Raw genomic sequence first — 22,324 nt, 5'->3', positions numbered from 1 at the left:
GCTGCATGAGCACACGCGTTCTGCCCGCGGTCGGCGACCTCGACGCCGCCCGCTCCATCACCACCCTCCTCAGCCAGCTCCCCGACGCGGAGCCCGCCGCCCCGGTGGGCGACTCCACCACGCTCCTGGACACCCTGGCCCGGCTCGCCGCCGAGTCGCTGGACGAACTGCCCGAGGTCGTCCTCGTCCATGAGCGGATCGGACCGGTGCCCGCCCTCGAACTGATCCGGGAGGTGGCCCTGCGCTTCCCCGCCGTCGGCGTCGTCCTGGTCACCGTGGACGCCTCGCCCGGTCTCTACTCGGCGGCCATGGACTCCGGCGCGCGCGGACTGGTGGGGCTGCCGCTCTCGTACGAGGAACTGGCCCAGCGGATCCAGGCGGCGGCCGGCTGGTCCACCGGGGTACGGCGCCATCTCGGCCAGGGCGCGGAGACCTTCACCGGGCCCGGCGGCACCGTGGTCACCGTCTGCGGGGCCAAGGGCGGGGTCGGCACCACCGTGACCGCCGTCCAGCTGGCCCTGGCCGCCCAGGCCTCCGGGCGGAGCGTCGCCCTGGCCGATCTGGACCTCCAGTCCGGGGATGTGGCGTCCTATCTCGATGTCCAGTTCCGGCGCTCCGCCGCCGACCTCGCCGGGATCCAGGACATCTCGCCCCGGGTCCTCCAGGACGCCCTCTTCGCCCACCACACCGGGATGGGTCTGCTGCTCGCCCCCGCCGAGGGGGAGCGCGGCGAGGAGGTGGACGACCGGGCCGTGCGCCAGATCGTGAGCGCCCTGCGCAACCGCTACGAGGTGGTGGTCGTGGACTGCGGCACCCAGATGCACAACGCCAACGCCGCCGCCGTGGAAATGGCCGATATCGCACTCCTGGTCACCACTCCCGATGTCATCGCGGTACGGGGCGCCAAGCGCATGGTCCGGCTCTGGGACCGGCTCCAGATCCGCAAGGCGGAGGGGACCGTGGCCGTGGTCAACCGTCACAACCGCGCCACCGAGATCCAGCCCGCGCTGATCGAGAAGATCACCGGCACCCGGGTCGCCCGGACCACCGTCCCGGCCGCCTACAAGGAACTCCAGCCGGTGGTGGACGCCGGCCGGATGCAGGATCTGGAGGCCAAGTCCACCGTGAAGCAGGCGCTGTGGGCGCTGGCGGGCGAACTGGGACTGGTCGCGGAGGGGGAGAACGAGCAGAAGCAGGGCAGATTCCGGGGGGACCGGGGTTCGGTCCGGGTCCGGCGGGCACGGTCGCGATGACGGCCCGCGGCCGGGTGAGGGGGTGTGCGGGGTGAGGGGATCCGAGCACGGGCGGCGGTGGCACCGGCTGCCCCGCCGGGGTGACGACCGGGGCGCCGCCGCCGTCGAGTTCGCCGGGACCCTGCCGGTCATCCTGATCACCTTCGCGCTGCTCTGGCAGGCCGCGCTCATCGGCTACACCTTCTCGCTGGCGGGGAACGCCGCCGACAAGGGGGCCCGCGCGGGCGCCGCCGGAGGGGACGACGCGGCCTGTGCGGCGGCGATCCTGGAGGATCTCCCCGGGGCCTGGACGGCCGAGCCCGACTGCGGCGCCTCCGGCGACCTCTACCGGGCCCGGGTGACGCTCTCCGTACCGCTGCTGCTGCCGGGCGCGGCGGATCTGCCCTTCGAGTTCACCGGAGAGGCCGCCGCCCCCTACGAGAAGCCGGGGGAGTGGCCATGACGGGCCCACGGGAACGGCGGGACCGGGCAGTCCTGATGGGTGTACGGGGTGAGCGCGAGCGCGGGCAGGCCGCCATCGAGTACGCCGGGGTGCTCACCCTGCTGCTGATCGTGGCCCTCGCCGCCCTCCAGCTCGGGGTCGTCGCGTACACCGCCCAGCAGGCGGGGACCGCCGCCCGCGCGGCGGCCCGTGCCGCCGCCCTGCCCGACGCCGACGCCGGGCAGGCCCAGGAGGCCGGTCTGGCGTCGATGAGCGGCTGGCTCCGCGACGGGGCCTCCGTCGGTGTCCCCGGCTGCGGCGAGCAGGTCACCGCGACCGTCTCGGTGGAGGTCCCCGCGCTGATCCCCCTCTTCGACTTCGGCACGGCCGAGCGGAGCGTCACCATGCCCTGCGACTGAGCAGCCGCCCGCCGCCCGCCGCCCCCGAGACTGAGAACCCCCAGCACCCCGACCGACGGCAGGACCCCGTACCACCAGGGAGATGAGGACATGAGCCTGCGGGCGCGGATCAGCAGCCCCGAGCCGGTGAGCGGCCACAGCGAGGAGAACCGCCTCGTCGTCGTCTACCGCGCCAAGCTGCTGGAGGAGATCGACCTCGCCGAGATGTCCTCCCTGGCGGCGGCCGAGCGCCGGGCCCGGCTGGAGCGGGTCCTCGGCCACATCATCAGCCGTGAGGGCCCCGTCCTCTCCACCGTCGAACGCTCCCAGCTGATCCGCCGGGTGGTGGACGAGGCGCTGGGCCTCGGCATCCTGGAACCGCTCCTGGAGGACGCCTCCATCAGCGAGATCATGGTCAACGGCCCGGAACAGGTCTATGTGGAGCGCGGCGGCCGGCTGGAGCTGCTGCCGCTCCGCTTCTCCTCCGCCGACCAGCTGATGCAGACCATCGAGCGGATCGTCTCCACCGTCAACCGCCGGGTCGACGAGGCCAACCCCATGGTCGACGCCCGGCTCCCGTCCGGGGAGCGGGTCAATGTGATCATCCCCCCGCTCTCCCTCAGCGGCCCCATCCTCACCATCCGCCGCTTCCCCCGTGCCTTCACCCTCCAGGAGATGATCGCCATCGGCTCGCTGGACGAGCAGATGACCCTTCTTCTCGCCGGACTGGTCCGGGCCAAGTTCAATGTGATCGTCTCCGGCGCCACCGGCACCGGGAAGACCACCCTCCTCAACTCCCTCTCCGGACTGATCCCCGAGGGCGAGCGGATCGTCACCATCGAGGACTCCGCCGAACTCCGGCTCCAGCAGCCCCATGTGATCACCCTGGAGAGCCGCCCCCCGAATGTGGAGGGCAACGGCCGGGTCACCATCCGCGACCTCGTCCGCAACTCCCTCCGGATGCGCCCCGACCGGATCATCGTCGGCGAGGTCCGCGGCGGGGAGACCCTGGACATGCTCCAGGCCATGTCCACCGGCCACGACGGCTCCCTCGCCACCGTCCACGCCAACAGCGCCGAGGACGCCCTGATGCGGCTCCAGACGCTGGCCTCCATGTCCGAGGTCGACATCCCGTTCGCCGCGATCAAGGACCAGATCAACAGCGCCGTGGATGTCATCGTCCAGCTCACCCGGCACGCCGACGGCACCCGCCGGGTCACCGAGGTCGCCCTCGTCGACTCCACCGGCCGGGAGGAGTACCGGATCGTCTCCGTCTGCCGCTTCCACGCCCGCCCGATGTCCGCCGACGGCCGGGTCCACGGCCAGTTCGCCTACTACCCCGTACCCCGCAGGGTCGCCGAACGCCTCTATCTGAAGAACGAGCCGCTGCCCCCGGTCTTCGGCGTCGCCGACTCGGACGAGGGGCTCGCCGTCCGCGGAACCGTCCTCTGACCCCCCGTACCCAGGCCCCCCTGTCCCGTGCCCCGGCGCCCCGCGCGCGGCGCCCGTACCGCCGCACCGGGCCGTATCGCCCCGAGCCCCGAACGAAGAAGGTCCCCGCCCGCCATGGACAACCTCCCGCTCCTGACGGCAGGAGTCACCCTCCTCGCCGGTGTGCTCGCCGTCCTCGGCGTCCATACCTATGCCTCGGGCCGGGCCCAGCGACAGGCCCTGGTCGAGCGGATGACCCAGACCGGGGAGCTGACCGCCGGCCCCGGGCGCCGCCGCTTCCACGCCCTCGACCGCCGGCTGCGCGCCACCGCCCGGGGCCGCCGCCTGGAACGCCGGATCGCCGCCACCGGACTCGACATCACCCCCGGCGAGTACACCCTCGCCGTCCTCGCCGTCGTCGTCGCCGTCTACCTGGTCGTCGGCGCCGTCTTCGCCCCCTTCTTCGGCGTCGTCGCCGCCCTGCTCGCCCTCTGGGGCGCCCGCGGCCATCTCGCCTGGCAGCGGGCGAAGCGCACCGAGGCCTTCATCAACCAGCTCCCCGAGCTGACCCGGGTCCTCGCCAACGCCACTCAGGCCGGACTCGCCCTGCGCACCGCCCTCGCCATGGCCGCCGAGGAGCTGGACGACCCCGCCGGCAGCGAACTCGCCATCGTCGCCGACCAGCTCGCCGTCGGCCAGAGCCTGGACGACGCCCTCGGCGCCCTCGCCGAACGACTCCCGTCCCGCGAGCTGATGGTCCTGGTCACCACCCTGATCCTCGCCAACCGGGCCGGCGGACAGGTCGTCAGCTCCCTGCGGAACCTCACCCAGTCACTGGAGGAACGGAAGGAGACCCGCCGGGAGGTCACCACCATGCTCTCCCAGATCAAGGTCACCGCCGTCGCCGTCCCCCTGCTCGGCCTCGGCTTTCTGCTGATGATCAACAGCATGGCCCCCGGCGCCCTGGACCGGATGACCGGCTCCGTGGTCGGCCAGGCCGCCACCCTCATCGCCTTCGGCCTCTACGGCCTCGGCGCCTTCCTGATCCACCGGATCTCCCGGATCCAGGTCTGAGGAGACACCCATGGCCCTTCTGCTCGCCGCCCTCCTCGCCCTCTCCGTGTACGGGATCTTCCACGGCATACGGATGTACCGGGCCGACGCCCGCCTCCCCGGCGATCTGGCGCTCGCCCTCGAAGTCGGCGCCACCCGCACCACCGCCGTCGGCTCCGTGATCGACCGGCTCGGGATCCGCTACGCCCCCGCCGTGCTCCGCGCCATGGGCCCCAAACGGGTGGACGCCCTGCGCCGCAGGCTCGACATGGCCGGGAACCCCGGCGGGATGACCGTCGACCGCTATGCCGCCCGCCGCGCCGTCTACGGCTTCCTCGGCGTCCTCGCCGCCCTCTCCATGACGGCCAGGGGCCAGTTCGCCATCGGCGCCTTCCTGCTGGTCTTCGGCCTCTTCTGGACCGATGTGATCATCCGGGCGGCGATCCGCCGCCGCCGCGCCGACATCGAACGCACCCTCCCCGACTTCCTCGATGTCCTCGCCGTCGTGGTCTCCGCCGGACTCGGCTTCCGGCAGGCGCTGGACCGGGTGGCCGACAAGTACGCCGGCCCCTGGGCCGATGAACTGCGCATCACCCTGCGCCAGATGGACATGGGCGTCAGCCGCCGGGACGCCTTCGACCAGCTGCGCCGCCGCAATGACTCCGAACAGGTGTCGATGTTCGTCACCGCGCTCCAGCAGGGCGAGGAGCTGGGCGCCCCCATCGTGGACACCCTCATCCAGATCGCCACCGACATGCGCCGCACCGACGCCCAGAACGCCCGCCGGGAGGCCGCCCGCGCGGTGCCCAAGTCCACCCTGGTCGTCACGCTGGTCATGCTGCCCGCCACGCTGATCCTGATCGTGGCCAGCTTCTACTACGGCTCCGGGGTCGACCTCGGCGATGTCCTCGGCGGCTGACGCCCCCCGCCCGCTCCCCCCTCCCGTACGGGGGTACGGGCCCGACCGCGACCAGGAGGTGACCCCATGGCCCCCACCGCACCCCCGCCGGACCCTTCCGTACTCCCCCCGGACCCCGACGTACCCGTGTCGGATCCCGGCGCAGCCCCGCGCCATCCGTCGCTCCCGCTCCAGGTCAACGCCCTCCAGGCGCTCTGCCGCCAGGTCTTCGGCTGCCGGCTGGCCATGATCGCCCTGGCGGTGCCCTTCGCCCTCGCCGGAACCGCCCCCGGCCCCGCCACCTGGCTGGTCGGCGCGGCGGCCCTGGTCACCTTCATGACCTCGTACGCCCTGTTACGGGACTGGGAGCGCTTCGGGCCCGTCCTGCTGCGCCACCCCTGGCTGCTCGGCGCGGACATGGCCTTCGGCGCGCTGCTCCTGGTCACCGCCTCACCCGACTCCACCCTCGCCTATGTCACCCTCTGCACCCCGCTGCTGGGCGGGCTGATATCCGGGCCGCTCGGCGGCGCGGTCCTCGCCGTGCTCCAGTCCGCGCTGGTCGCGGGGGCCTATGTGGTCAACGACCGGGCCGACGCCCACTACACCGCCCTGCTGCTGCCCGGACTGTGCGTGCTGGCCGGAGCGCTGGGCAGTACGCTGCGCACCCTCATGCTGCGGTTCGGCACGGCGAGCCAGGCGCTCTCCGAGACCCGCGCCCGGCTGGCCGCCGCCGAGGCGGTGGCGGAGGAGCGGGCCCGGCTCGCCCGGGAGATGCACGACTCGGTCGCCAAGACCCTGCACGGCCTGGCGCTCGCCGCCGACGGGCTGGCCCACAGCGCCGGCCGGACGGACCCCGGCACCGTACGGGAACAGGCCGATCTGGTCTCCCGCGCCGCCCGCCGGGCCGCCGCCGAGTCCCGGGACATCCTCTTCGATCTGCGCCGGGACTCCGGGGCGGAATCGGCGGGGGAGCCGTACGGCCCCGAGGGCACGGCGGTCGATGTGGTGGCCCTGCTCCGCGCCCGGACCCGGGAGTTCGCCCGCCGTACGGGGGTCCGGGCCGAGCTGCGGCAGACCGGCCCCGTCCCCCCGCTGCCCGCCGCCGTCGCCCGTCAGCTGCTGACCATCGCCGCCGAGGCGCTGGAGAACGCCCACCGCCACGGCGGATCCGGCCCGGTGACCGTGACGGCCGGGACGACCGGCGGCGCGCTCTCCGTCCGGATCACCGACGAAGGGCCCGGACTGCCGCCCGGCACCACCCTCGCCGCCCTGCGCCGGGCCGGCCGCTTCGGCCTGGTGGGCATGGCCGAGCGGGCCGGGTCCATCGGGGCCCGGATCCGTGTCGGCGGCGGCGCGGACGGGCACGGTACGGAGGTACGCCTGGAGCTGCCCCTGCCCCTGCCCCTGTCTCGGCCCTCGGGGCCGTCGCCGGAGCCGTCACCCCGCCTGGATCTGTCGCCGCCGCCGGATCTGCCCCTGTCCCTGCCGTGAAGCACCCCCGTACCCCGTACCCCGTCTGCCGAGAGGAGGCCGAGGCCGTGCCGGACACCGCCGCCGGGCCCCCGCCCCCGTACCCGTATCCCCATCCCCCGCCCCACCACCGCACCGGACCACTGCGGATCGTGGTCGCCGACGACAATCCGGTCGTCCGCGCCGGGCTGACCGCTCTGCTCCGCGCCCACCCCGGACTCGATGTGGTCGCCGAGGCCGCCGACGGCCGCCGGGCCCTGGCCGAGACGGAGCGCCATCGCCCCGACGCCGTCCTGCTCGATGTCCGGATGCCGGGCGCCGACGGACTGACGGTCCTGCCCCGGCTGGCCGGGCTCGCCCCGGTGCTGATGATGACGTACAGCGGGGAGGCCCCGACCGTCCGCGCGGCGCTGGACGGGGGTGCCGCGGGCTATCTGGTCCATGGCGAGTTCACCGCCGATGAACTGATCACCTCGGTACGGGAGACCGCGGCGGGCCGTGCGGTCCTGTCTCCGTCTGCCGTCCGGGCGCTCACCGGGGCCCCGGACCGCGCGGGACCGCCACGGTACCCGTCGGGTACCTCCATATCGTCCGCGGCATCCATATCGTCTGCTTCCGCACATCATGACCTCACCGGGGATCTCCGATCGGGTGTCATGACCCTTGCCCCGCTTGACGGATATACGGATTCCGCATCCGCCGAATGCCTCTCCTTCTCTTCGCTTTCGCAAGCGACTGTGGGACATTCGTCTGCGGGACCCGACGGGGAGCGGGGCACCGTGCTGACCGGGCTGAGCCGGCGGGAGGCCGAGGTGATGGAGCTGATCGCGGCGGGCATGACCAATCAGCAGATCGCCGCGGCCTGCTTCATCAGCCAGAAGACGGTCAAGAACCACATCAACCGGATCTTCGCCAAGCTGAACACCGGCAGCCGGGGCGAGGCCATCGCCCTCTGGCACCGGCTGGCACGGAGGGGGGCCGGGCCGGTATGAGCGACCACCGTCCGGCGGACCCCACGACCCCTCCCGGACCGGTCCCCGGGGAAGGTTCCGCTTCCTCCGAGGGGAGTTGGGCCCCAGGGCCCATGTCCGGCGGCGTCCTTCGGGCGTACAGTGCTCACGCCGCCGTCCGGGGCGGCCGGTCGCAGGACCGGGACCCGGTGGGCGGCGCCAGGGACTCGCAACTGCCGCGCGGTCATCGCGCTGTCGGCGCCGGAGGGGTAGCCAATGTCGAACATGACGCTGAAGGCCGTGGTCAGGGCCCGTCTCCACATGGCGGCGCGGTGGGCGGAGATCGGCCGGGCGGTGAAGGACCGCCGGGACGAGGGCCAGGACTCGGTCGAGTACGTGGGCGTGATCGTGCTGGTGGCGGCGATCATCGCGGCGCTGGTGGGCTCCGGGGTCGCCGACGACATCGCCAACGGGCTGTCCAACCAGGTCCAGGAGATCCTCGGCAGCTGATCGAGGGCCGTGGGCGCGACGCGGGGCAGGCTGCCCCGCTCTATCTCACGATGATCGTGGGGACGCTCTTCCTCGCCCTGGTCTTCCTCGCCGTGGGGCAGGCCGGGGCCAACCGCAACGGCACCCAGTCCGGGGCGGACGCCGCCGCGCTCGCCGCCGCCCAGGAGTCCCGTGACTCCCTGGAGGGGTCCTTCCTGGAGAACATCCTGGACCCGGACTTCCTGCGGGACTTCTTCGGCGACGGCGCCCAGGACCGGGCCGACGACGGCTGTGCGGCGGCCCACGCACTGGCCGCCGCCAATGGCACCACCGTGCGGGAGTGCGCCGAACTCCCCGACGGCCGCTGGGGGTACACCGTCGAGACCCAGGCCGTGGAGCCGGTGGGGGACACCCTGGTGCCGGGCACCGAGAGCGGGCGGGCCGTCTCCAGGGCCACCGCCGTGGTCGAGCCCCGCTGTCTCTTCGAGCCCTCGGACGAGCCCTCCGAGCAGCCCTCCGGCACTCCGGAACCGCCCGAGGAGACCGGGGACCCGGGCGGGCCCGGGGAGCCGGGAGAACCCGAGGAGCCCGGGGAGCCGGAAGAGCCCGTCGCCCCCGGCCTGCTCCGCTGCGACGACCGGGACTTCGACCTCGACCCCGCGCGCCCGGATCTCTTCCCCGAGATGTCCGACCTCTTCACCGTCCGCCTCGACCGGGACCGACTGTGACCGAACGCAAAGGACCAGCACTGATGAGAAAGCTGTACGGAGCCGGTACCGCTCGGGCGGTGACCGCGGCACTGGCCGCCGCCGTGCTCGGGCTCGCCCTGACGGCGTGCGGCGGTGACGACGACGGCTCGGACAAGAAGAACACCGGGAGCGGCGCGGTCTCCTCGGCCACCCCGGCGGGTGAGCGCCAGCCGCAGCAGAAGGACGACGGCGAGGGCGCCCCCGAGCAGCCCGTCGACGCCCTGGCCACCGTCAAGGGGAGCAATGGCTTCGAGTTCACCGTCACCCGCGCCGAGCGCGACGACGGCGGCTTCCTGACCCTCACCGGGACCGTCAGGAACACCAGCGGAAAGTCGCAGGCGCCACCCGTCCAGTGGAACGGCCAGGAGACCCAGGTCAAGCGGACCGGGCGGTCCTTCGCCGGAATGACCCTGGTCGACAAGACGGACAAGAAGCGCTATTACGTGCTGCGGGACACCGACGGCTTTCCGCTGACCACCACCGGACTCACCGCCTTCGCCGATGGCCAGAGTGTGGACTTCTTCGCCCAGTTCCCCGCCCCGCCCAAGGAGACCGGCTCGGTCGACCTCCAGATCCCCCTGATGCCCACCGCCACGATCGAGCTGAGCTGATGGCGGGCCCCAGCGCGGCACGGCGGCGGCCGGCGGCCGTCACCCTCGCCGTGATCCTGCTGGTCGCCGGTGTCCAGCTGCACTCCTCCGCGGCGGCGGCGGACGACCCCGACGACCCCCTGGTCCCGGCCGGCCGGACCTACACCCCGCCGGAGATCGACGGCGACGACCCCGAGCTGAGGATGCGCGAGGGCGCCACCCTGGAGCGCCCCCGGGTCCTCGACATCGTTTCCATCGTGGAGTCCGAGGGCGGTGAGGAACGGCGCGAGCAGACCACCACCTCACTGAAGTTCGCCCTCCAGGCGGAGGTGCTCTTCGGCAAGGACAGCGCCGATCTGAGCCCGCAGGCCAACAGCCGGATCTCCGCCATCGCCGAGGAGATCCGGAAGAACGACGCCCAGCAGGTCAGGGTCTTCGGCTTCACCGACAACCTCGGCAGCTACCGGCACGGCCGGATCCTCTCCCGCAAGCGCGCCGACGCCGTCCACGGCATGCTCGGCGATCAACTGGAGGACCCCGCCGTCACGTACATCGTCCGGGGGTACAGCGAGGACTTCCCCATCGCCGACAACTCCACCGAGGAGGGACGGAAGAAGAACCGCAGGGTGGAGGTCTCCTTCCCCACCGACGGAGGGAGTTGATCCCGGCGCCGGAGGACAGGTCCCTCCCGCACATCCCGGCCGCGGCGGCTGTACGGGAGGCGGTCGGCCCGCAGTACGCTGCGGGCCGACTGTCGAACGAGTGGGCCGAGGAGCACGCGGATGAGGCGGGGCAGGACGGCTGCGGCCGTCGGAGCGGTGGCGGCACGGGTGACGACCCTCAGGAGGGGACTCGCCGTCGGGGTGTCCTGCGCGCTCCTCCAGACGCCCATGACCGCCGAGGCGGTCATGGGCGGCAGGCTCACCGGCTATCAGACCGACCCCCAGGCACGGGCGGTGATCGGCAGCCCCTCGCCGCGCGCCGCCGTCGCGCCCCGGCTGGTGCCCGGTACGTACACCGACACCATCGCCCCGGGCGACCAGAAGTTCTACCACGTGGAGCTGGACGCCACCTCCAACGCCTATCTCTCCGCCGTGCTGGCCCCGCCGCCCGGCCGCAAGGTGGGTGCCGCCGACGGGATACGGGTCTCCCTGGTCGCCCCGGACGGCACCGCCTGCGGCGACCGCAAGGACATCGTCTTCGGCGGGTCCACCTCGCTGCCGATCGCCGACTATCTCACCCGGCGGATCGGCCCCGGCCGGGCCTGCCAGGCGGAGGGCCGGTATCTCTACTCGGTCGAGTGGATCGGCCCCACCTCCGGGTCCGCCGCCGAGTGGCCCATCGAGCTGAAGTACATGGTCGAGCCGGGGCTCAAGGGCGGCTCCGCCGTCCCCGACGCCCCCGTGAGCACCCACAGCCACACCCCCGGGCATGTGGGAGGGGACGCCGAGCCGGTCCGGGGCGGCAGCGGGTTCAACGACGCCGCCACGATCGGACAGGGTGTGTCGAGCGACGGCATCGGGCGCGGTGAGAGCCGCTTCTACCGGGTGCCCCTCGACTGGGGGCAGCAGCTCTTCGTGGACGCCGAGTTCGGCGGGAAGGAGCCGCCGGGGCGGGCGGTCTACGACGGGGTGCGGATCACCGTCTTCAACACCGCGCGGGGCCATGTCCAGGACGCCGACGGCGACCACCGCACCCGTACCACCCAGGTCTCCCTCGCGACCGAGCCGGTCGCCTTCGCCAACCGGTCCTCCGACGACGACGAGACCCGGGGCATGCGGTTCGCCGGCTGGTACTACATCCGGGTCTCCGCCGACCGGGCGATCCCCGACGATCTGCCGCTGATCCTGCGGGTGGACATCGAGGGGGAGCCCCAGGGCGCCCCGGAGTACGACGGGGACCCCTTCCCGGCCGGTTTCGGGGTGCTGGACAAGGACAGGGAGCGGGCTGCGTCCGCCGCCGCGGGGGAGGGCGCGGCCCTGGACGACGACGATGACACCCGGAAGGCGCTGCTGACCGTGGTCGGGGTCGCCGGGATCGGCCTCGGCACCGCCCTGGTCCTCGGCCTCCTCGGCTGGACCGCCCTCGCCCGCCTCGGCCTCGGCCGCAAGCGGGGCCGTCACGCCAGCCTGTGAGGGCGACGGGTCACACCTGGTCGGGTCGCTCCTGTCCGTGGCACTCCTCGCCGGTACGGGTCACTCCCCGGGCACGTCGATCCGCAGCCGGGTACCCGCCCGTACCCCCCAGGCGGCCAGCGCGCCGGCCTCCGCCTCCAGGACATGACGGGCCCGGAGCCGGGGCCGGCCCAGCCGTCCCGGGGGCAGGGTGTGCAGATCCAGCACCCGCAGTTCGCGGTCGAGATAGGCCACATCGATGGTGAACCGCATCCGGAAGGTGTGCACCCCGCCGCAGGGGGTGATCAGCATCGCGCCGGTGACGCCGTCCCGTCCCAGCAGTCCGCGCCGCCGGGCCGCGCGGCTCGCCGCGATCTCCAGGGGGAGCGGCTCCGCCCGCCCGGGGGTCCACAACTCGGCCGTGCCGTCCCGCCATCGCCGTCCTCGCGCCATGGGCCGACCGTAGCGCCCGGCCGCCCGGCGGGGGAGTGGGCCCCCGGACCCATGACGGGCCCGGTCGGGCGTCCTACGCTCGTCGCCGTGTACGCCACGCTGATCACCGTCGCCGCCCTGTGGGGAGCCGTCACCGGGCTGCTGGTCCCGCGCGCCGCGTACCGGCTCTCCGTCCGCCCGGACGAGGAGTGGCGCGCCGCCTGCCCGGCCGGTCATTCCTTCGGGGGGTCGGTGCGCGGCTGGCTCGGCGGGGTGCGCTGCCGGGAGTGCGCCTCCGCCCGGGTGCCCGGGGGCGGTCCGGGGGGCGCCGCGGGCGGGGAGCGGCCGGAGAGGGGTGTCCCGGCCGCCGCCTGGGTCGGCGCGCTCGCCTGTGCCGCGCTCGCCGCCGCCACCGGGCCCCGCCCCGAACTGGCGGTCTGGCTGGCGCTCACGCCCGTCGCGGTGCTGCTGGCGCTGGTCGACCGCCGGGTGCACCGGCTGCCCGACCGGCTGACCCTGCCGCTCGCCGGCGCGGCCGTGGTCCTGCTGGGTCTCGCGGCGGTGGTGCCGGGGGCGGCGGGCTCCTGGCGCCGGGCGCTGCTCGGCGGGCTCGTCCTCGGGGGCGCCTACTTCCTGCTCTTCGTGATCCATCCCGGGGGCATGGGGTTCGGCGATGTGAAGCTGGCGCTGCCGCTCGGGGTGGTCCTCGGCTGGTACGGCTGGGGGACGCTGTTCCTGGGGGCCTTCGCCGGGTTCCTCTTCGGTTCGGTGTACGGGTTCGGGCTGATGGCGCTGGGGCGGGCGGGGCGGCGGACGGCCATCCCGTTCGGCCCGTTCATGATCGGCGGGGCGCTGGCGGGGCTGCTGCTCGGTGGGTACGGGGTACCTGGTTGAGTCATTTTGCGGGGCCCTCCGCAGGGGGGTACCTGGTTGAGCCGGTCCGCGGGGGCCCTCCGCAGGGGGGTACCTGGTTGAGTCGGTCGCCGGGGTCCTCCGCAGGGGGGTTGCGCGTTGAGCCGGTCTGCGGGGGCCCTCCGCAGGGGGGTGGCGGGCTGAGCCGGGACACACCCCCGGCTGAGGCTCCCGGGCTTTCGACGCCCCCTCTAGAGTCATGACTTATGCGGACATCCTCTGACAGTCAGGCTGATCGTCAGGCCGGCAACCGGACTGACCACCAGGCTGCTCAGGGCGGTCCCGCACCCCGGGTGACCCCGGCCCCCGCGCCCCCGGCCGGATCCCGCCTCCCGGCCCGCCTCCCCACCGTCCCGCTCCCCTGGGGCTGGGCCGCCGCCCTCTTCACCCTCTACGCCACCGTCGCCGTCCGCCGCCATCTCCTGCTGCGGACCACGGGATACGACCTCGGCATCTTCGAACAGGCCGTCCGCGCCTACGCCCATCTCCGCCCCCCGCTCGCCCCGCTGCGCGGCGAGGACTTCAACCTCCTCGGCGACCACTTCCACCCCGCGCTCGCCGTCCTCGCCCCCCTCTACCGCCTCTGGCCGTCCCCGCTCTGTCTGCTGGTCGCCCAGTCCGCGCTGCTCGCCCTCGCCGTCGTCCCCCTCTGCGCCTGGGCGCTGACCGCGCTGGGCCGCCGCGCCGCCCATGCCGTCGCCCTGGTCTACGGGGCGAGCTGGGGCATCGCCTCCGCCGCCGCCTTCGACTTCCACGAGGTCGCGCTCGCCGTCCCGCTGCTCTCCTGCGCCGCCACCGCGCTGGGCCGCCGGCGCTGGCGGGCCGCCGTCGCCTGGGCCGCGCCGCTCGTCCTGGTCAAGGAGGACCTGGGGCTCACCCTCGCCGCCGTCGGCGCCGTCATCGCCTGGCAGGGCCCGCGCCGCCTCGGAGCGGTCACGGCGGCCTGCGGGGTGCTCGCCTCCGCCGTCGAGGTACGGGTCCTCCTGCCCGCCCTCCACCCGGCCGGGGGGTACGCCCACGGTGCCAACCTCGCCGAGGGAGCCCACACCTCGCTCCTCACCACGGTCGCCTTCGCCCCCCTGGACGCCCTGCGGCCGGACATCAAGGCCATGACCCTGATCCTGGTCTTCGCCCCCTCCGCGCTGCTCGCCCTGCGGTCCCCGATCGCCCTGCTGACCGTGCCCACCCTCGCCTGGCGGATGCTCTCCCAGAACGGCTTCCACTGGGGCACCTCGTTCCACTACAGCGCGGTGCTGATGCCGGTGGTGGTCGCCGCCCTGATCGACGCGCTGCGGCCGTGGCACACCCCGGGCGCCCCGCCGGCCGCGGTCCGCCATGTCCGGGCCTCGCTCGCCGTGGCGCTGGCGGTGACACTGGTCCTCGTACCGTCCTTCCCCCTCGCCCAGCTGGCCCAGCGCGCCACCTGGCGGACCACCGCCCATGCCGAGGCGGCCCGCGCGCTGCTCGCCAGGATCCCCGACGGGGCGACCGTCGCCGCCTCCAACCGGCTGGTGCCCCAGCTGACCTCCCGGTGCGAGGTGGTCCTCTTCCCCGCCTTCCCGGTCGACGCCCGGCTCTACCGCTACGACCGGGACCGGCTGCCGCGCCCCACCGCCGAATGGATCGTCCACGACCGCCACGCGCCGGAGGCCTGGCCGTACCGGACCGGGCACTGGCCCTACCCCGCCGAGCAGCAGGCCGCCGAGCTGGCGGCCGCACAGCGCTCCTACGGCTACCGCCGGGTCGCCGAGCGCGACGGCATCACCCTGCTGCGCCGTACCGGCCCCACCGGCACGGGCCGGGGCGGCCCCTGACCGTTCCGCTGTGGCCCCTCGCCCTCCGCCGGTGGTGTACTGGCGGAAACCTCCGTACCGACCTCAGGGGAGTGGCCGTGACCAGGAGCAAGCCGTCCTATCAGTGCGGACTGGACGCCGCTGTCGATGTGGTCGGAGGGAAGTGGAAGCCGCTCATCCTGTGGGCCCTGCACGATCTCGGCACCCTGCGCTTCGGTGAGCTGCGCCGCAGTGTCACCGGGGTCAGCGAGAAGATGCTGATCCAGCAGCTGCGCGAGCTGGAGGCGGACCGGATCGTCCACCGCGAGGTGTACCGGGAGGTGCCCCCGAGGGTCGAGTACTCCCTCACCGACCTGGGCCGGGAGCTGAACGCGGCGCTGGGCCCGCTGGGTGACTGGGGCACCACGTACATGGCGCAGATCATCGCCAACAAGACCCAGGACGACGTGGCCTGACACCCCGCCCGACGGCCCGCCCCGCCGGGCCCGGCACGGTGTCGGACACCGCGCCCGGCACCGCGACCCGGTGGGTGCCCGGCCCGGGCGTCAACCCCCGGCCCCGGGGTGCGTCACCCTTCAGGGGGACGGCGCCCCGGGGGACACACCGGCCGGTCCGCCCCGCCCGTGCGGGGCCCCGGCCCCGGGCGTCCGAGCGCCGCCGTCGCCGCGACACGCGGACGTCCCGCCGGTGGCGCGCACGATCACGAGTGACGCGTTATGGTGGAAACCCCCCCTCGGGCCGGTCCGTATCCCCCCCCACGGACCGGCCCGGTTTCTTTCCCGGCCCCAGGGCGACCCGGCCCGGCAGGTCGGGGCCCCGGGGCAGCGACGGGTCGGTGGATCGGTGGGTCGGCCGGGCTCAGCCCCGCTTGGCCCAGATGTTCACACCCTCGGTGTCCACGGCGAACTCATCGATCTCCGCCAGCTCCGCCGCGCTCAGCTCCGCCCCCGCCAGCGCCGCCACATTCTCCTCCAGCTGCGCCACGCTGGACGCCCCGATCAGCGCCGAGGTCATCCGCGGATCCCGCAGCACCCAGCTCAGCGCCAGCTGCGCCAGCGACTGGCCGCGCCGGGCCGCGATCCCGTTCAGCCCGCGCAGCCGGCGCAGCACCTCGTCCGAGAGCAGCCCCGGGTCGAGCGACTTGCCCTGGGTGGCCCGCGACCCCTCCGGGATCCCCTGGAGGTACTTCCCGGTGAGCAGTCCCTGCGCCAGCGGGACATAGGCGATACAGCCCATCCCCGCCGCCTCCAGGGTGTCCAGCAGCCCGTCGTCCTCGGTCCAGCGGTTGATCATCGAGTACGAGGGCTGGTGGATCAGGGCCGGTACGCCCATCTCCCGCAGCAGCCGGGCCGCCTCGGCGGTCTGCTCGGAGTTGTACGAGGAGACGCCCACATAGAGCGCCTTCCCCTGCTGGACGGCGGAGGCCAGCGCCCCCATCGTCTCCTCCAGCGGGGTGTTCGGGTCGAAGCGGTGCGAGTAGAAGACATCGACGTACTCCAGACCCATCCGCTTCAGGGACGCGTCCAGCGAGGAGAGCAGGTACTTCCGCGAACCCCACTCCCCGTACGGGCCGGGGTGCATCAGATAGCCCGCCTTGGTGGAGACGATCAGCTCGTCCCGGTACGGGGCGAAGTCCTGGGCGAAGATCTTGCCGAAGTTCAGCTCGGCGGAGCCCGGCGGCGGTCCGTAGTTGTTCGCCAGGTCGAAGTGGGTGATCCCCAGATCGAAGGCGCGGCGCAGGATCGCGCGCTGCGACTCCAGGGTGCGGTCGTCGCCGAAGTTGTGCCACAGACCCAGCGAGACGGCGGGCAGCAGCAGCCCCGAACGGCCGCTGCGGCGGTACTCCATCGTGTCGTAACGGTCGGCGGAAGCGAGGTAGGTCGAGGAATCAATCACACATCCCTCTTTATCACGGACTTGTGACAGACCGGGTTGGGTGGCGCCGGGCGGCGCGCAGTACGCTGACGACCTCAGGGGATGCCGTACGGCGCGGGGGAGTGCCGTATGTCTCCGGCCCGGTCGGAGACGCCGGTGTCCGGGCCCGGCACCCGTGCCGTCGCGCCCGGGGGCGTACCCCCTCAGCGATCCGTTCGAGCCACCGCCACCGCCATCGCCCCGGCCTCCGGGCACCTCGTGGCGGACGGGCCCGACAGAACCGAAGAACCGAGAGGTGGACTCCGTGAACCTGCGTGACCTGGTCTACAGGCTCTACGCCCGTCGGGTGGAAGGCCGCCTGGACCACGCCCAGGTGCCCAAGCACATCGGAGTCATCCTCGACGGGAACCGCCGCTGGGCCCGCGCCTCCGGAGGCACCCCCGAGGCGGGTCACAAGGCCGGCGCCAGCAAGATCCAGGAGCTGCTCGGCTGGTGCGCCGAGACCGATGTCGAGGTCGTCACCCTCTGGCTGCTCTCCACCGACAATCTGGACCGCCCGGACGACGAGCTGATCCCGCTGCTCGGCATCATCGAGGGCGCGGTGCGCGCGCTCGCCGCCGACGGCCGCTGGCGGGTCCACCATGTCGGCACCCTCGACATCCTCCCCGCCCGCACCCAGACGGTGCTGAAGGAGGCCGAGCAGGACACCCTCGACCACACCGGGATACTGGTGAACGTCGCCATCGGCTACGGCGGACGGCAGGAGATCGCCGACGCGGTCCGCTCCCTCCTGCTGGACCACGCCGAACGCGGCACCAGCGTCGCGGAACTGGCCGAGACCGTCGACATCGACCTCATCTCCGAGCACCTCTACACCCGGGGCCAGCCCGACCCCGACCTCGTCATCCGCACCAGCGGGGAGCAGCGTCTGTCCGGCTTCATGCTCTGGCAGAGCGCCCACTCCGAGTACTACTTCTGCGAGGTCTTCTGGCCCGCCTTCCGCAAGGTGGACTTCCTGCGCGCACTGCGCGACTACGCGGCCCGGCACCGCCGTTACGGCAACTGATCGGCTTTTCACCACACCACATCACCCGCTGTTCATCGGCCCGTCGTCCCGACGACCGGCATGGCGGCGGGTGTTCGAGGGCATATCCCCTCCAGGTCGACGTCCGATCCACGTACGTCGCACTCGCAAGTGGGCGGCCCTGACCGCCCACCCGGGAGGCCCTTTGCGCACCAAGGAACGCACCCCGGGTGCGGACCGGACCACGGGTCGGGAGCCGGCCCGCGCACAGTGGCCGGAATCCCGGTCCCTCCCCCGCCCCAGGCGGGGCGGCCGGCTGCCGCTCCCCGGCAGCGCGGCCGACTGGCCCACGACGGCGTCGCACCGCGCCGCACCTCATCCGAGGGGGTACGTCCTTCCGTGGTGAACAGCACAAAGCGCCGCCTGCCCGACCGGCGCACCTATGTTCTCGACACCAGCGTCCTGCTGGCCGACCCGAACGCACCGACCCGTTTCGACGAGCATGAAGTCGTGCTCCCGATCGTGGTCATCACGGAGCTGGAGGCCAAGAGACACCATCCGGAGCTGGGCTACTTCGCCCGCCAGGCCCTGCGACTGCTGGACGAGTTCCGGATCCGGCACGGACGCCTGGACGCCCCCATCCCCCTGGGCGATCTCGGCGGCACGCTCCGGGTCGAGCTGAACCACTCCGACCCCGCCCTGCTCCCCGCCGGTTTCCGGCTCGGTGACAACGACTCACGGATCCTCGCGGTGGCCCGTAACCTCCAGGCCGAGGGGTACGACGTCACGGTCGTCTCCAAGGACCTGCCGCTGCGCATCAAGGCGTCCTCCGTGGGTCTGCTCGCCGAGGAGTACCGGGCCGAGCTGGCGATCACCGACTCCGGCTGGACCGGGATGGCCGAGCTGCCGCTCTCCGCCGAACAGGTGGATCTGCTCTATACGGAGGAGCGGCTGTACGTCCCGGAGGCCGGGTCGCTGCCCGTCCACACCGGTCTGGTCCTCCAGTCGGAGCGGGGCAAGGCACTCGGCCGGGTCACCCCCGACGGCGGGGTCCGGCTGGTGCGGGGCGACCGGGAGGCGTTCGGCATCCACGGCCGCAGCGCCGAGCAGCGGATCGCGCTCGATCTGCTGCTCGACCCGGAGGTCGGGATCGTCTCGCTCGGCGGCCGGGCCGGCACCGGCAAGTCGGCGCTGGCGCTCTGCGCCGGTCTGGAGTCGGTACTGGAGCGCCAGCAGCACCGGAAGGTGATGGTCTTCCGGCCGCTGTACGCGGTGGGCGGCCAGGAGCTGGGCTATCTGCCGGGCACCGAGGCCGAGAAGATGAGCCCCTGGGCGCAGGCGGTCTTCGACACCCTCTCGGCGGTCGCCGGGCGCGAGGTGATCGAGGAGGTGCTGGGCCGCGGCATGCTGGAGGTCCTGCCGCTCACCCATATCCGGGGCCGCTCGCTCCATGACGCCTTCGTCATCGTGGACGAGGCCCAGTCGCTGGAGCGCAATGTCCTGCTGACGGTGCTCTCCCGGATCGGGGCCGACTCGCGGGTGGTCCTCACCCACGATGTGGCCCAGCGGGACAATCTGAGGGTCGGACGGTACGACGGTGTGGTCGCCGTGGTGGAGAAGCTGAAGGGCCATCCGCTCTTCGCCCATGTCACCCTGACCCGTTCGGAGCGCTCCCCGATCGCCGCGCTGGTGACCGAGATGCTGGAGGAAGGGCCGCTTTCCTACGGATGACCCGGGTTGTCCCCTGACGCGGGTTGTCCCGCAGGAACACCCCGATGTCAGGAAGAGGGCGCTGATGTCCTGAGGAGCGCCCCGTTGTCCTGAAGGAGTCCGCCGGGCCCGCCCCGGCGGACTCCGCTCCGTGCGGCACCAGTTGGTACCGGACGGCGCCGGTGCGGAACGGAGCAGCGTACTGGGGCGACATCGGGCCAGGGGAGGTTTTCCGCCGAACTCCAGACCCGAATGGGTGTGACCTTTCCCACGCAACGAAGAATTGCCTTGCGCCCGCCGGTTCCGGCAGAGTCTTGCTTCCGTCAGGCCCCGCACACGACACAAGGGCACCATCCGTGGTGTCGACGGCATCGCCGTACAACTCAACACCTGCCGTCGTGTGCCGCCCGCGAGCTGTATCGGCCTCTCCCGCCGGGAGTTGACCACGGGCCAGCGCCTCCTGTGACCCCATGCATGAGGAGGCCCGCGCCAGGGGCACGATTCACCCGCGGGGTCACCGTGCGGGTGATGCTGGAAGGAAACCGTGTGAGCCGGATCTCGGTCCGGGGATTCGCCGTGGCGTCAGCCACCGCGGTCACCACCGTCGGAGCCGTCGTCGGCGTCGCCTCGGGCGACCCCCAGTCCTCAAGCCAGAATCTTGAGACAACGGCCGCCGACGCGACCCTCCTCGCCGATATACCGATGGGTCAGCAGGCCCAGGTGCAGGTCTCGTCCCTGGCGGAGCAGGCCGACGCCCAGGCCTCCGCCGCCGACGCGTCCGCCCGGAAGGCCGCGGAGGACGAGGCGCGCGTCAAGGCTGCCCAGACCGCCCAGGCCAAGAAGGACGCCGCCGACGCCCAGGCCAAGAAGGACGCCGAGGCCAAGGCCAAGGCGAAGGCCGAGAAGGAGAAGCGCGAGAAGGAGAAGGCCGAGCGCGCCAGCCGTGACACGGCCCGCGACTCCGGCAGCTTCGCCCAGCAGTCCTCGTACACCGTGGAACAGGTCAAGTCCATCGCCCGGCAGATCATCCCCGGCGACCAGTTCCAGTGCTTCAGCAATATCGTGATGCACGAGTCCACCTGGAACTACAAGGCCCAGAACCCGTCCTCGGGTGCGTACGGCCTGGTCCAGGCGCTGCCCGGCACCAAGATGTCCTCGGCCGGTGCCGACTGGCGGACCAACCCCGCCACCCAGATCAAGTGGGGCCTCAGCTATATGAACGAGCGGTACGGCAGCCCCTGTGGCGCCTGGTCGTTCTGGCAGGCCAACCGCTGGTACTGAGCCGGTCCCGAGCCGGGCGGAGCCCTTCATCGCGATGGCGGTGGGGGGCTCCGTTGCGTGTACCGTCTTCGTTCTCGGGGGAGCGCCATGGGGGAAGAGGGAACGACATGCCACGACTGCCGCGCTGGTACGCGGGACTGGGAGCGGGGATCGTCCGGCTCGCCGAGCGGATGGGCGAACGGCGGGACACGGACGAGGAGCCGGAGCCCGGCCCCCCGGTGGAGACCGCCCCGGCGGCGGGGGCCGAGGAGCCTCCGGCCGTCGAAGGCGCCGGCCACCGGCCCGAACCGGTCACGGTGATCCCCTGGGGCATCCGGGTCGCCGCCGAGGCGGGCTGGCGGCTGCTGGTCCTCGCCGGAACCCTCTGGGTGCTGATGCGGGTCATCAGCGCCGTTCAGCTGGTGGTGCTCGCCTTTGTGGCGGCCCTGCTGATCACCGCGCTGCTCCACCCCACCGTGGCCCGGCTCAAGCGGATCGGGCTGCCCCGGGGGCTGGCCACCGCGGTCACCGCCATCGCGGGATTCCTGGTGATGGCGCTGGTCGGCTGGTTCGTCATCTGGCAGGTGATGGAGAATCTGGACACCCTCTCGGCCCGGGTCCGGGACGGTATCGAGGAGTTGAAGCTCTGGGCGCTGGAAGGCCCCTTCCATGTCTCCGAGAGCCAGATCAACGACATCGCCGACAATCTCAGCGACACCATCGCCAGCAACACCGACGAGATCACCTCGGCGGGGCTCCAGGGTGTGACGGTACTGGTGGAGTTCCTCACCGGGGCGCTGCTCGCGATGTTCTCCACGCTCTTCCTGCTCCATGACGGGGAGCGGATCTGGCAGTGGGCCCTCAAGCTGGTCCCGGCCCAGGCGCGTCCGGGGGTCGCGAGCGCGGGGCCGCGTGCCTGGGCGACGCTCACCGCCTATGTGCGGGGCACCGTCCTGGTGGCACTGATCGACGCCGTCTTCATCGGCCTCGGGATCTGGTTCCTCGATGTCCCGATGGCGGTCCCGCTGGCCGTCTTCATCTTCCTCTTCGCCTTTATCCCGCTGGTCGGCGCGGTCTTCTCCGGGGCGCTCGCGGTGGTGGTCGCGCTGGTCACCCAGGGGGTGTTCACCGCGCTGATGGTGATGATCGTGGTGCTGGCCGTGCAGCAGATCGAGGGCCATGTGCTCCAGCCGTTCATCCTCGGCCGGGCGGTACGGGTCCATCCCCTCGCGGTGGTGCTCTCCGTCGCGGTGGGCGGGGTGATCGCCGGGATCGGCGGCGCGGTGGTCGCCGTACCGCTGGTGGCGGTGGTCAATACGGTCGTGGTCCATCTGCACGCCCATGTCCGGCAGCAGAACGCGCTGGCCGCCGCGGCGGCGGCCCGGCAGCGGGCGAAGACCCTGGAGCCCGCCCCCGTACCGCGGCAAGTGCCCCAACCCGTACCGCAGCAGGTGCCGCAGCAGGGGGAACCCGGCTGATGCCCCGCTGACGGCGACGGTCAC

The 22,324-nt window shown here is 72.8% G+C and carries 22 protein-coding genes; 20 read left to right on the top strand and 2 right to left on the bottom strand.

Annotated elements, in window-relative coordinates; all coding sequences use genetic code 11:
* Positions 1-5: 5 nt before the first annotated feature.
* The 13 genes from ABT354_RS18520 to ABT354_RS18460 all read left to right on the top strand — a co-directional run bounded on the left by ABT354_RS18520 (position 6) and on the right by ABT354_RS18460 (position 11,837).
* On the top strand, positions 6-1,253 hold the full coding sequence (locus tag ABT354_RS18520) for a CpaE/TadZ family protein (RefSeq protein WP_351494953.1): 1,248 nt from the start codon (positions 6-8) through the stop codon (positions 1,251-1,253).
* Positions 1,254-1,284: 31 nt separating this feature from the next.
* A complete protein-coding gene (locus ABT354_RS18515) occupies positions 1,285-1,695 on the top strand; it encodes a TadE/TadG family type IV pilus assembly protein (RefSeq protein WP_351494951.1) in 411 nt (136 codons plus the stop codon).
* Positions 1,692-2,093 carry a TadE/TadG family type IV pilus assembly protein gene (locus ABT354_RS18510; protein ID WP_351494949.1) on the top strand — a complete coding sequence of 134 codons (402 nt, stop codon included), beginning with the start codon at positions 1,692-1,694 and terminating at the stop codon, positions 2,091-2,093. The genes ABT354_RS18515 and ABT354_RS18510 overlap by 4 nt, the downstream gene beginning before the upstream one ends.
* A 90-nt stretch (positions 2,094-2,183) precedes the next feature.
* On the top strand, positions 2,184-3,524 hold the full coding sequence (locus ABT354_RS18505) for a TadA family conjugal transfer-associated ATPase (RefSeq protein WP_351494947.1): 1,341 nt from the start codon (positions 2,184-2,186) through the stop codon (positions 3,522-3,524).
* Between the two features lie 114 nt (positions 3,525-3,638).
* Positions 3,639-4,577 (top strand): type II secretion system F family protein, encoded by a 939-nt coding sequence (locus tag ABT354_RS18500; protein WP_351494945.1) that lies wholly within the window; start codon positions 3,639-3,641, stop codon positions 4,575-4,577.
* A gap of 10 nt (positions 4,578-4,587) precedes the next feature.
* A complete protein-coding gene (locus tag ABT354_RS18495; RefSeq protein WP_351494943.1) occupies positions 4,588-5,475 on the top strand; it encodes a DUF5936 domain-containing protein in 888 nt (295 codons plus the stop codon).
* A gap of 66 nt (positions 5,476-5,541) precedes the next feature.
* Entirely contained in the window at positions 5,542-6,945 is a 1,404-nt protein-coding gene (locus tag ABT354_RS18490; RefSeq protein WP_351494941.1) for a sensor histidine kinase, read from the top strand.
* Positions 6,946-6,992: 47 nt separating this feature from the next.
* Positions 6,993-7,916 carry a response regulator gene (locus tag ABT354_RS18485; protein ID WP_351494939.1) on the top strand — a complete coding sequence of 308 codons (924 nt, stop codon included), beginning with the start codon at positions 6,993-6,995 and terminating at the stop codon, positions 7,914-7,916.
* Between the two features lie 234 nt (positions 7,917-8,150).
* Entirely contained in the window at positions 8,151-8,384 is a 234-nt protein-coding gene (locus ABT354_RS18480) for a hypothetical protein (RefSeq protein ID WP_351494937.1), read from the top strand.
* A complete protein-coding gene (locus tag ABT354_RS18475; protein ID WP_351495251.1) occupies positions 8,381-9,091 on the top strand; it encodes a pilus assembly protein TadG-related protein in 711 nt (236 codons plus the stop codon). The genes ABT354_RS18480 and ABT354_RS18475 overlap by 4 nt, the downstream gene beginning before the upstream one ends.
* Positions 9,092-9,114: 23 nt before the next feature.
* Positions 9,115-9,723 (top strand): hypothetical protein, encoded by a 609-nt coding sequence (locus ABT354_RS18470; RefSeq protein ID WP_351494935.1) that lies wholly within the window; start codon positions 9,115-9,117, stop codon positions 9,721-9,723.
* Complete coding sequence (locus tag ABT354_RS18465; protein ID WP_351494933.1) at positions 9,723-10,364, top strand: OmpA family protein; 642 nt, start codon at positions 9,723-9,725, stop codon at positions 10,362-10,364. The genes ABT354_RS18470 and ABT354_RS18465 overlap by 1 nt, the downstream gene beginning before the upstream one ends.
* A gap of 120 nt (positions 10,365-10,484) precedes the next feature.
* Positions 10,485-11,837 (top strand): hypothetical protein, encoded by a 1,353-nt coding sequence (locus ABT354_RS18460; protein ID WP_351494931.1) that lies wholly within the window; start codon positions 10,485-10,487, stop codon positions 11,835-11,837.
* A 60-nt stretch (positions 11,838-11,897) separates the two neighbouring features.
* On the opposite strand, the gene ABT354_RS18455 is transcribed toward ABT354_RS18460, so the two are convergent.
* A complete protein-coding gene (locus ABT354_RS18455; protein ID WP_351494929.1) occupies positions 11,898-12,269 on the bottom strand; it encodes a DUF192 domain-containing protein in 372 nt (123 codons plus the stop codon).
* An 87-nt stretch (positions 12,270-12,356) separates the two neighbouring features.
* Here ABT354_RS18455 and ABT354_RS18450 point away from each other — a divergent pair, with 87 nt between their 5' ends.
* From ABT354_RS18450 to ABT354_RS18440, 3 genes are all read left to right on the top strand, one after another.
* Positions 12,357-13,142 carry a prepilin peptidase gene (locus tag ABT354_RS18450; protein ID WP_351494927.1) on the top strand — a complete coding sequence of 262 codons (786 nt, stop codon included), beginning with the start codon at positions 12,357-12,359 and terminating at the stop codon, positions 13,140-13,142.
* Between the two features lie 224 nt (positions 13,143-13,366).
* Positions 13,367-14,974 carry a DUF2079 domain-containing protein gene (locus ABT354_RS18445; protein ID WP_502983442.1) on the top strand — a complete coding sequence of 536 codons (1,608 nt, stop codon included), beginning with the start codon at positions 13,367-13,369 and terminating at the stop codon, positions 14,972-14,974.
* A 77-nt stretch (positions 14,975-15,051) separates the two neighbouring features.
* Entirely contained in the window at positions 15,052-15,408 is a 357-nt protein-coding gene (locus ABT354_RS18440; RefSeq protein WP_351494923.1) for a winged helix-turn-helix transcriptional regulator, read from the top strand.
* 403 nt (positions 15,409-15,811) lie between these two features.
* Here ABT354_RS18440 and mgrA read toward each other — a convergent pair whose 3' ends face one another.
* Positions 15,812-16,849 (bottom strand): L-glyceraldehyde 3-phosphate reductase, encoded by a 1,038-nt coding sequence (mgrA, locus tag ABT354_RS18435; protein WP_351494921.1) that lies wholly within the window; start codon positions 16,847-16,849, stop codon positions 15,812-15,814.
* Positions 16,850-17,132: 283 nt separating this feature from the next.
* On the opposite strand from mgrA, the gene ABT354_RS18430 reads away from it, so the two are divergent.
* The 4 genes from ABT354_RS18430 (at position 17,133) to ABT354_RS18415 (ending at position 22,300) form a co-directional block, all read left to right on the top strand.
* Entirely contained in the window at positions 17,133-17,894 is a 762-nt protein-coding gene (locus tag ABT354_RS18430) for an isoprenyl transferase (RefSeq protein WP_351494919.1), read from the top strand.
* 357 nt (positions 17,895-18,251) lie between these two features.
* A complete protein-coding gene (gene phoH2 / locus ABT354_RS18425) occupies positions 18,252-19,583 on the top strand; it encodes an RNA 5'-3' helicase PhoH2 (RefSeq protein WP_351494917.1) in 1,332 nt (443 codons plus the stop codon).
* Between the two features lie 525 nt (positions 19,584-20,108).
* Entirely contained in the window at positions 20,109-20,843 is a 735-nt protein-coding gene (locus ABT354_RS18420) for an aggregation-promoting factor C-terminal-like domain-containing protein (protein WP_351494915.1), read from the top strand.
* A 107-nt stretch (positions 20,844-20,950) separates the two neighbouring features.
* Entirely contained in the window at positions 20,951-22,300 is a 1,350-nt protein-coding gene (locus ABT354_RS18415) for an AI-2E family transporter (RefSeq protein ID WP_351494913.1), read from the top strand.
* Positions 22,301-22,324 lie beyond the last annotated feature (24 nt).

Origin of the sequence: Streptomyces sp. NPDC000594 (assembly GCF_040299965.1) — a bacterium.
Taxonomy (GTDB): Bacteria; Actinomycetota; Actinomycetes; order Streptomycetales; family Streptomycetaceae; genus Streptomyces.
This window is presented reverse-complemented; position numbering and strand designations above follow the sequence as displayed.

Coding starts and splice junctions, on each gene's coding strand:
- ABT354_RS18460 (WP_351494931.1), top strand. CDS start 10,485: ATGAGGCGGGGCAGGACGGCTGCGGCCGTCGGAGCGGTGGCGGCACGG.
- ABT354_RS18465 (WP_351494933.1), top strand. CDS start 9,723: ATGGCGGGCCCCAGCGCGGCACGGCGGCGGCCGGCGGCCGTCACCCTC.
- ABT354_RS18470 (WP_351494935.1), top strand. CDS start 9,115: ATGAGAAAGCTGTACGGAGCCGGTACCGCTCGGGCGGTGACCGCGGCA.
- ABT354_RS18490 (WP_351494941.1), top strand. CDS start 5,542: ATGGCCCCCACCGCACCCCCGCCGGACCCTTCCGTACTCCCCCCGGAC.
- ABT354_RS18445 (WP_502983442.1), top strand. CDS start 13,367: ATGCGGACATCCTCTGACAGTCAGGCTGATCGTCAGGCCGGCAACCGG.
- ABT354_RS18415 (WP_351494913.1), top strand. CDS start 20,951: ATGCCACGACTGCCGCGCTGGTACGCGGGACTGGGAGCGGGGATCGTC.
- ABT354_RS18480 (WP_351494937.1), top strand. CDS start 8,151: ATGTCGAACATGACGCTGAAGGCCGTGGTCAGGGCCCGTCTCCACATG.
- ABT354_RS18455 (WP_351494929.1), bottom strand. CDS start 12,269: ATGGCGCGAGGACGGCGATGGCGGGACGGCACGGCCGAGTTGTGGACC.
- ABT354_RS18495 (WP_351494943.1), top strand. CDS start 4,588: ATGGCCCTTCTGCTCGCCGCCCTCCTCGCCCTCTCCGTGTACGGGATC.
- ABT354_RS18520 (WP_351494953.1), top strand. CDS start 6: ATGAGCACACGCGTTCTGCCCGCGGTCGGCGACCTCGACGCCGCCCGC.
- ABT354_RS18505 (WP_351494947.1), top strand. CDS start 2,184: ATGAGCCTGCGGGCGCGGATCAGCAGCCCCGAGCCGGTGAGCGGCCAC.
- ABT354_RS18500 (WP_351494945.1), top strand. CDS start 3,639: ATGGACAACCTCCCGCTCCTGACGGCAGGAGTCACCCTCCTCGCCGGT.
- ABT354_RS18510 (WP_351494949.1), top strand. CDS start 1,692: ATGACGGGCCCACGGGAACGGCGGGACCGGGCAGTCCTGATGGGTGTA.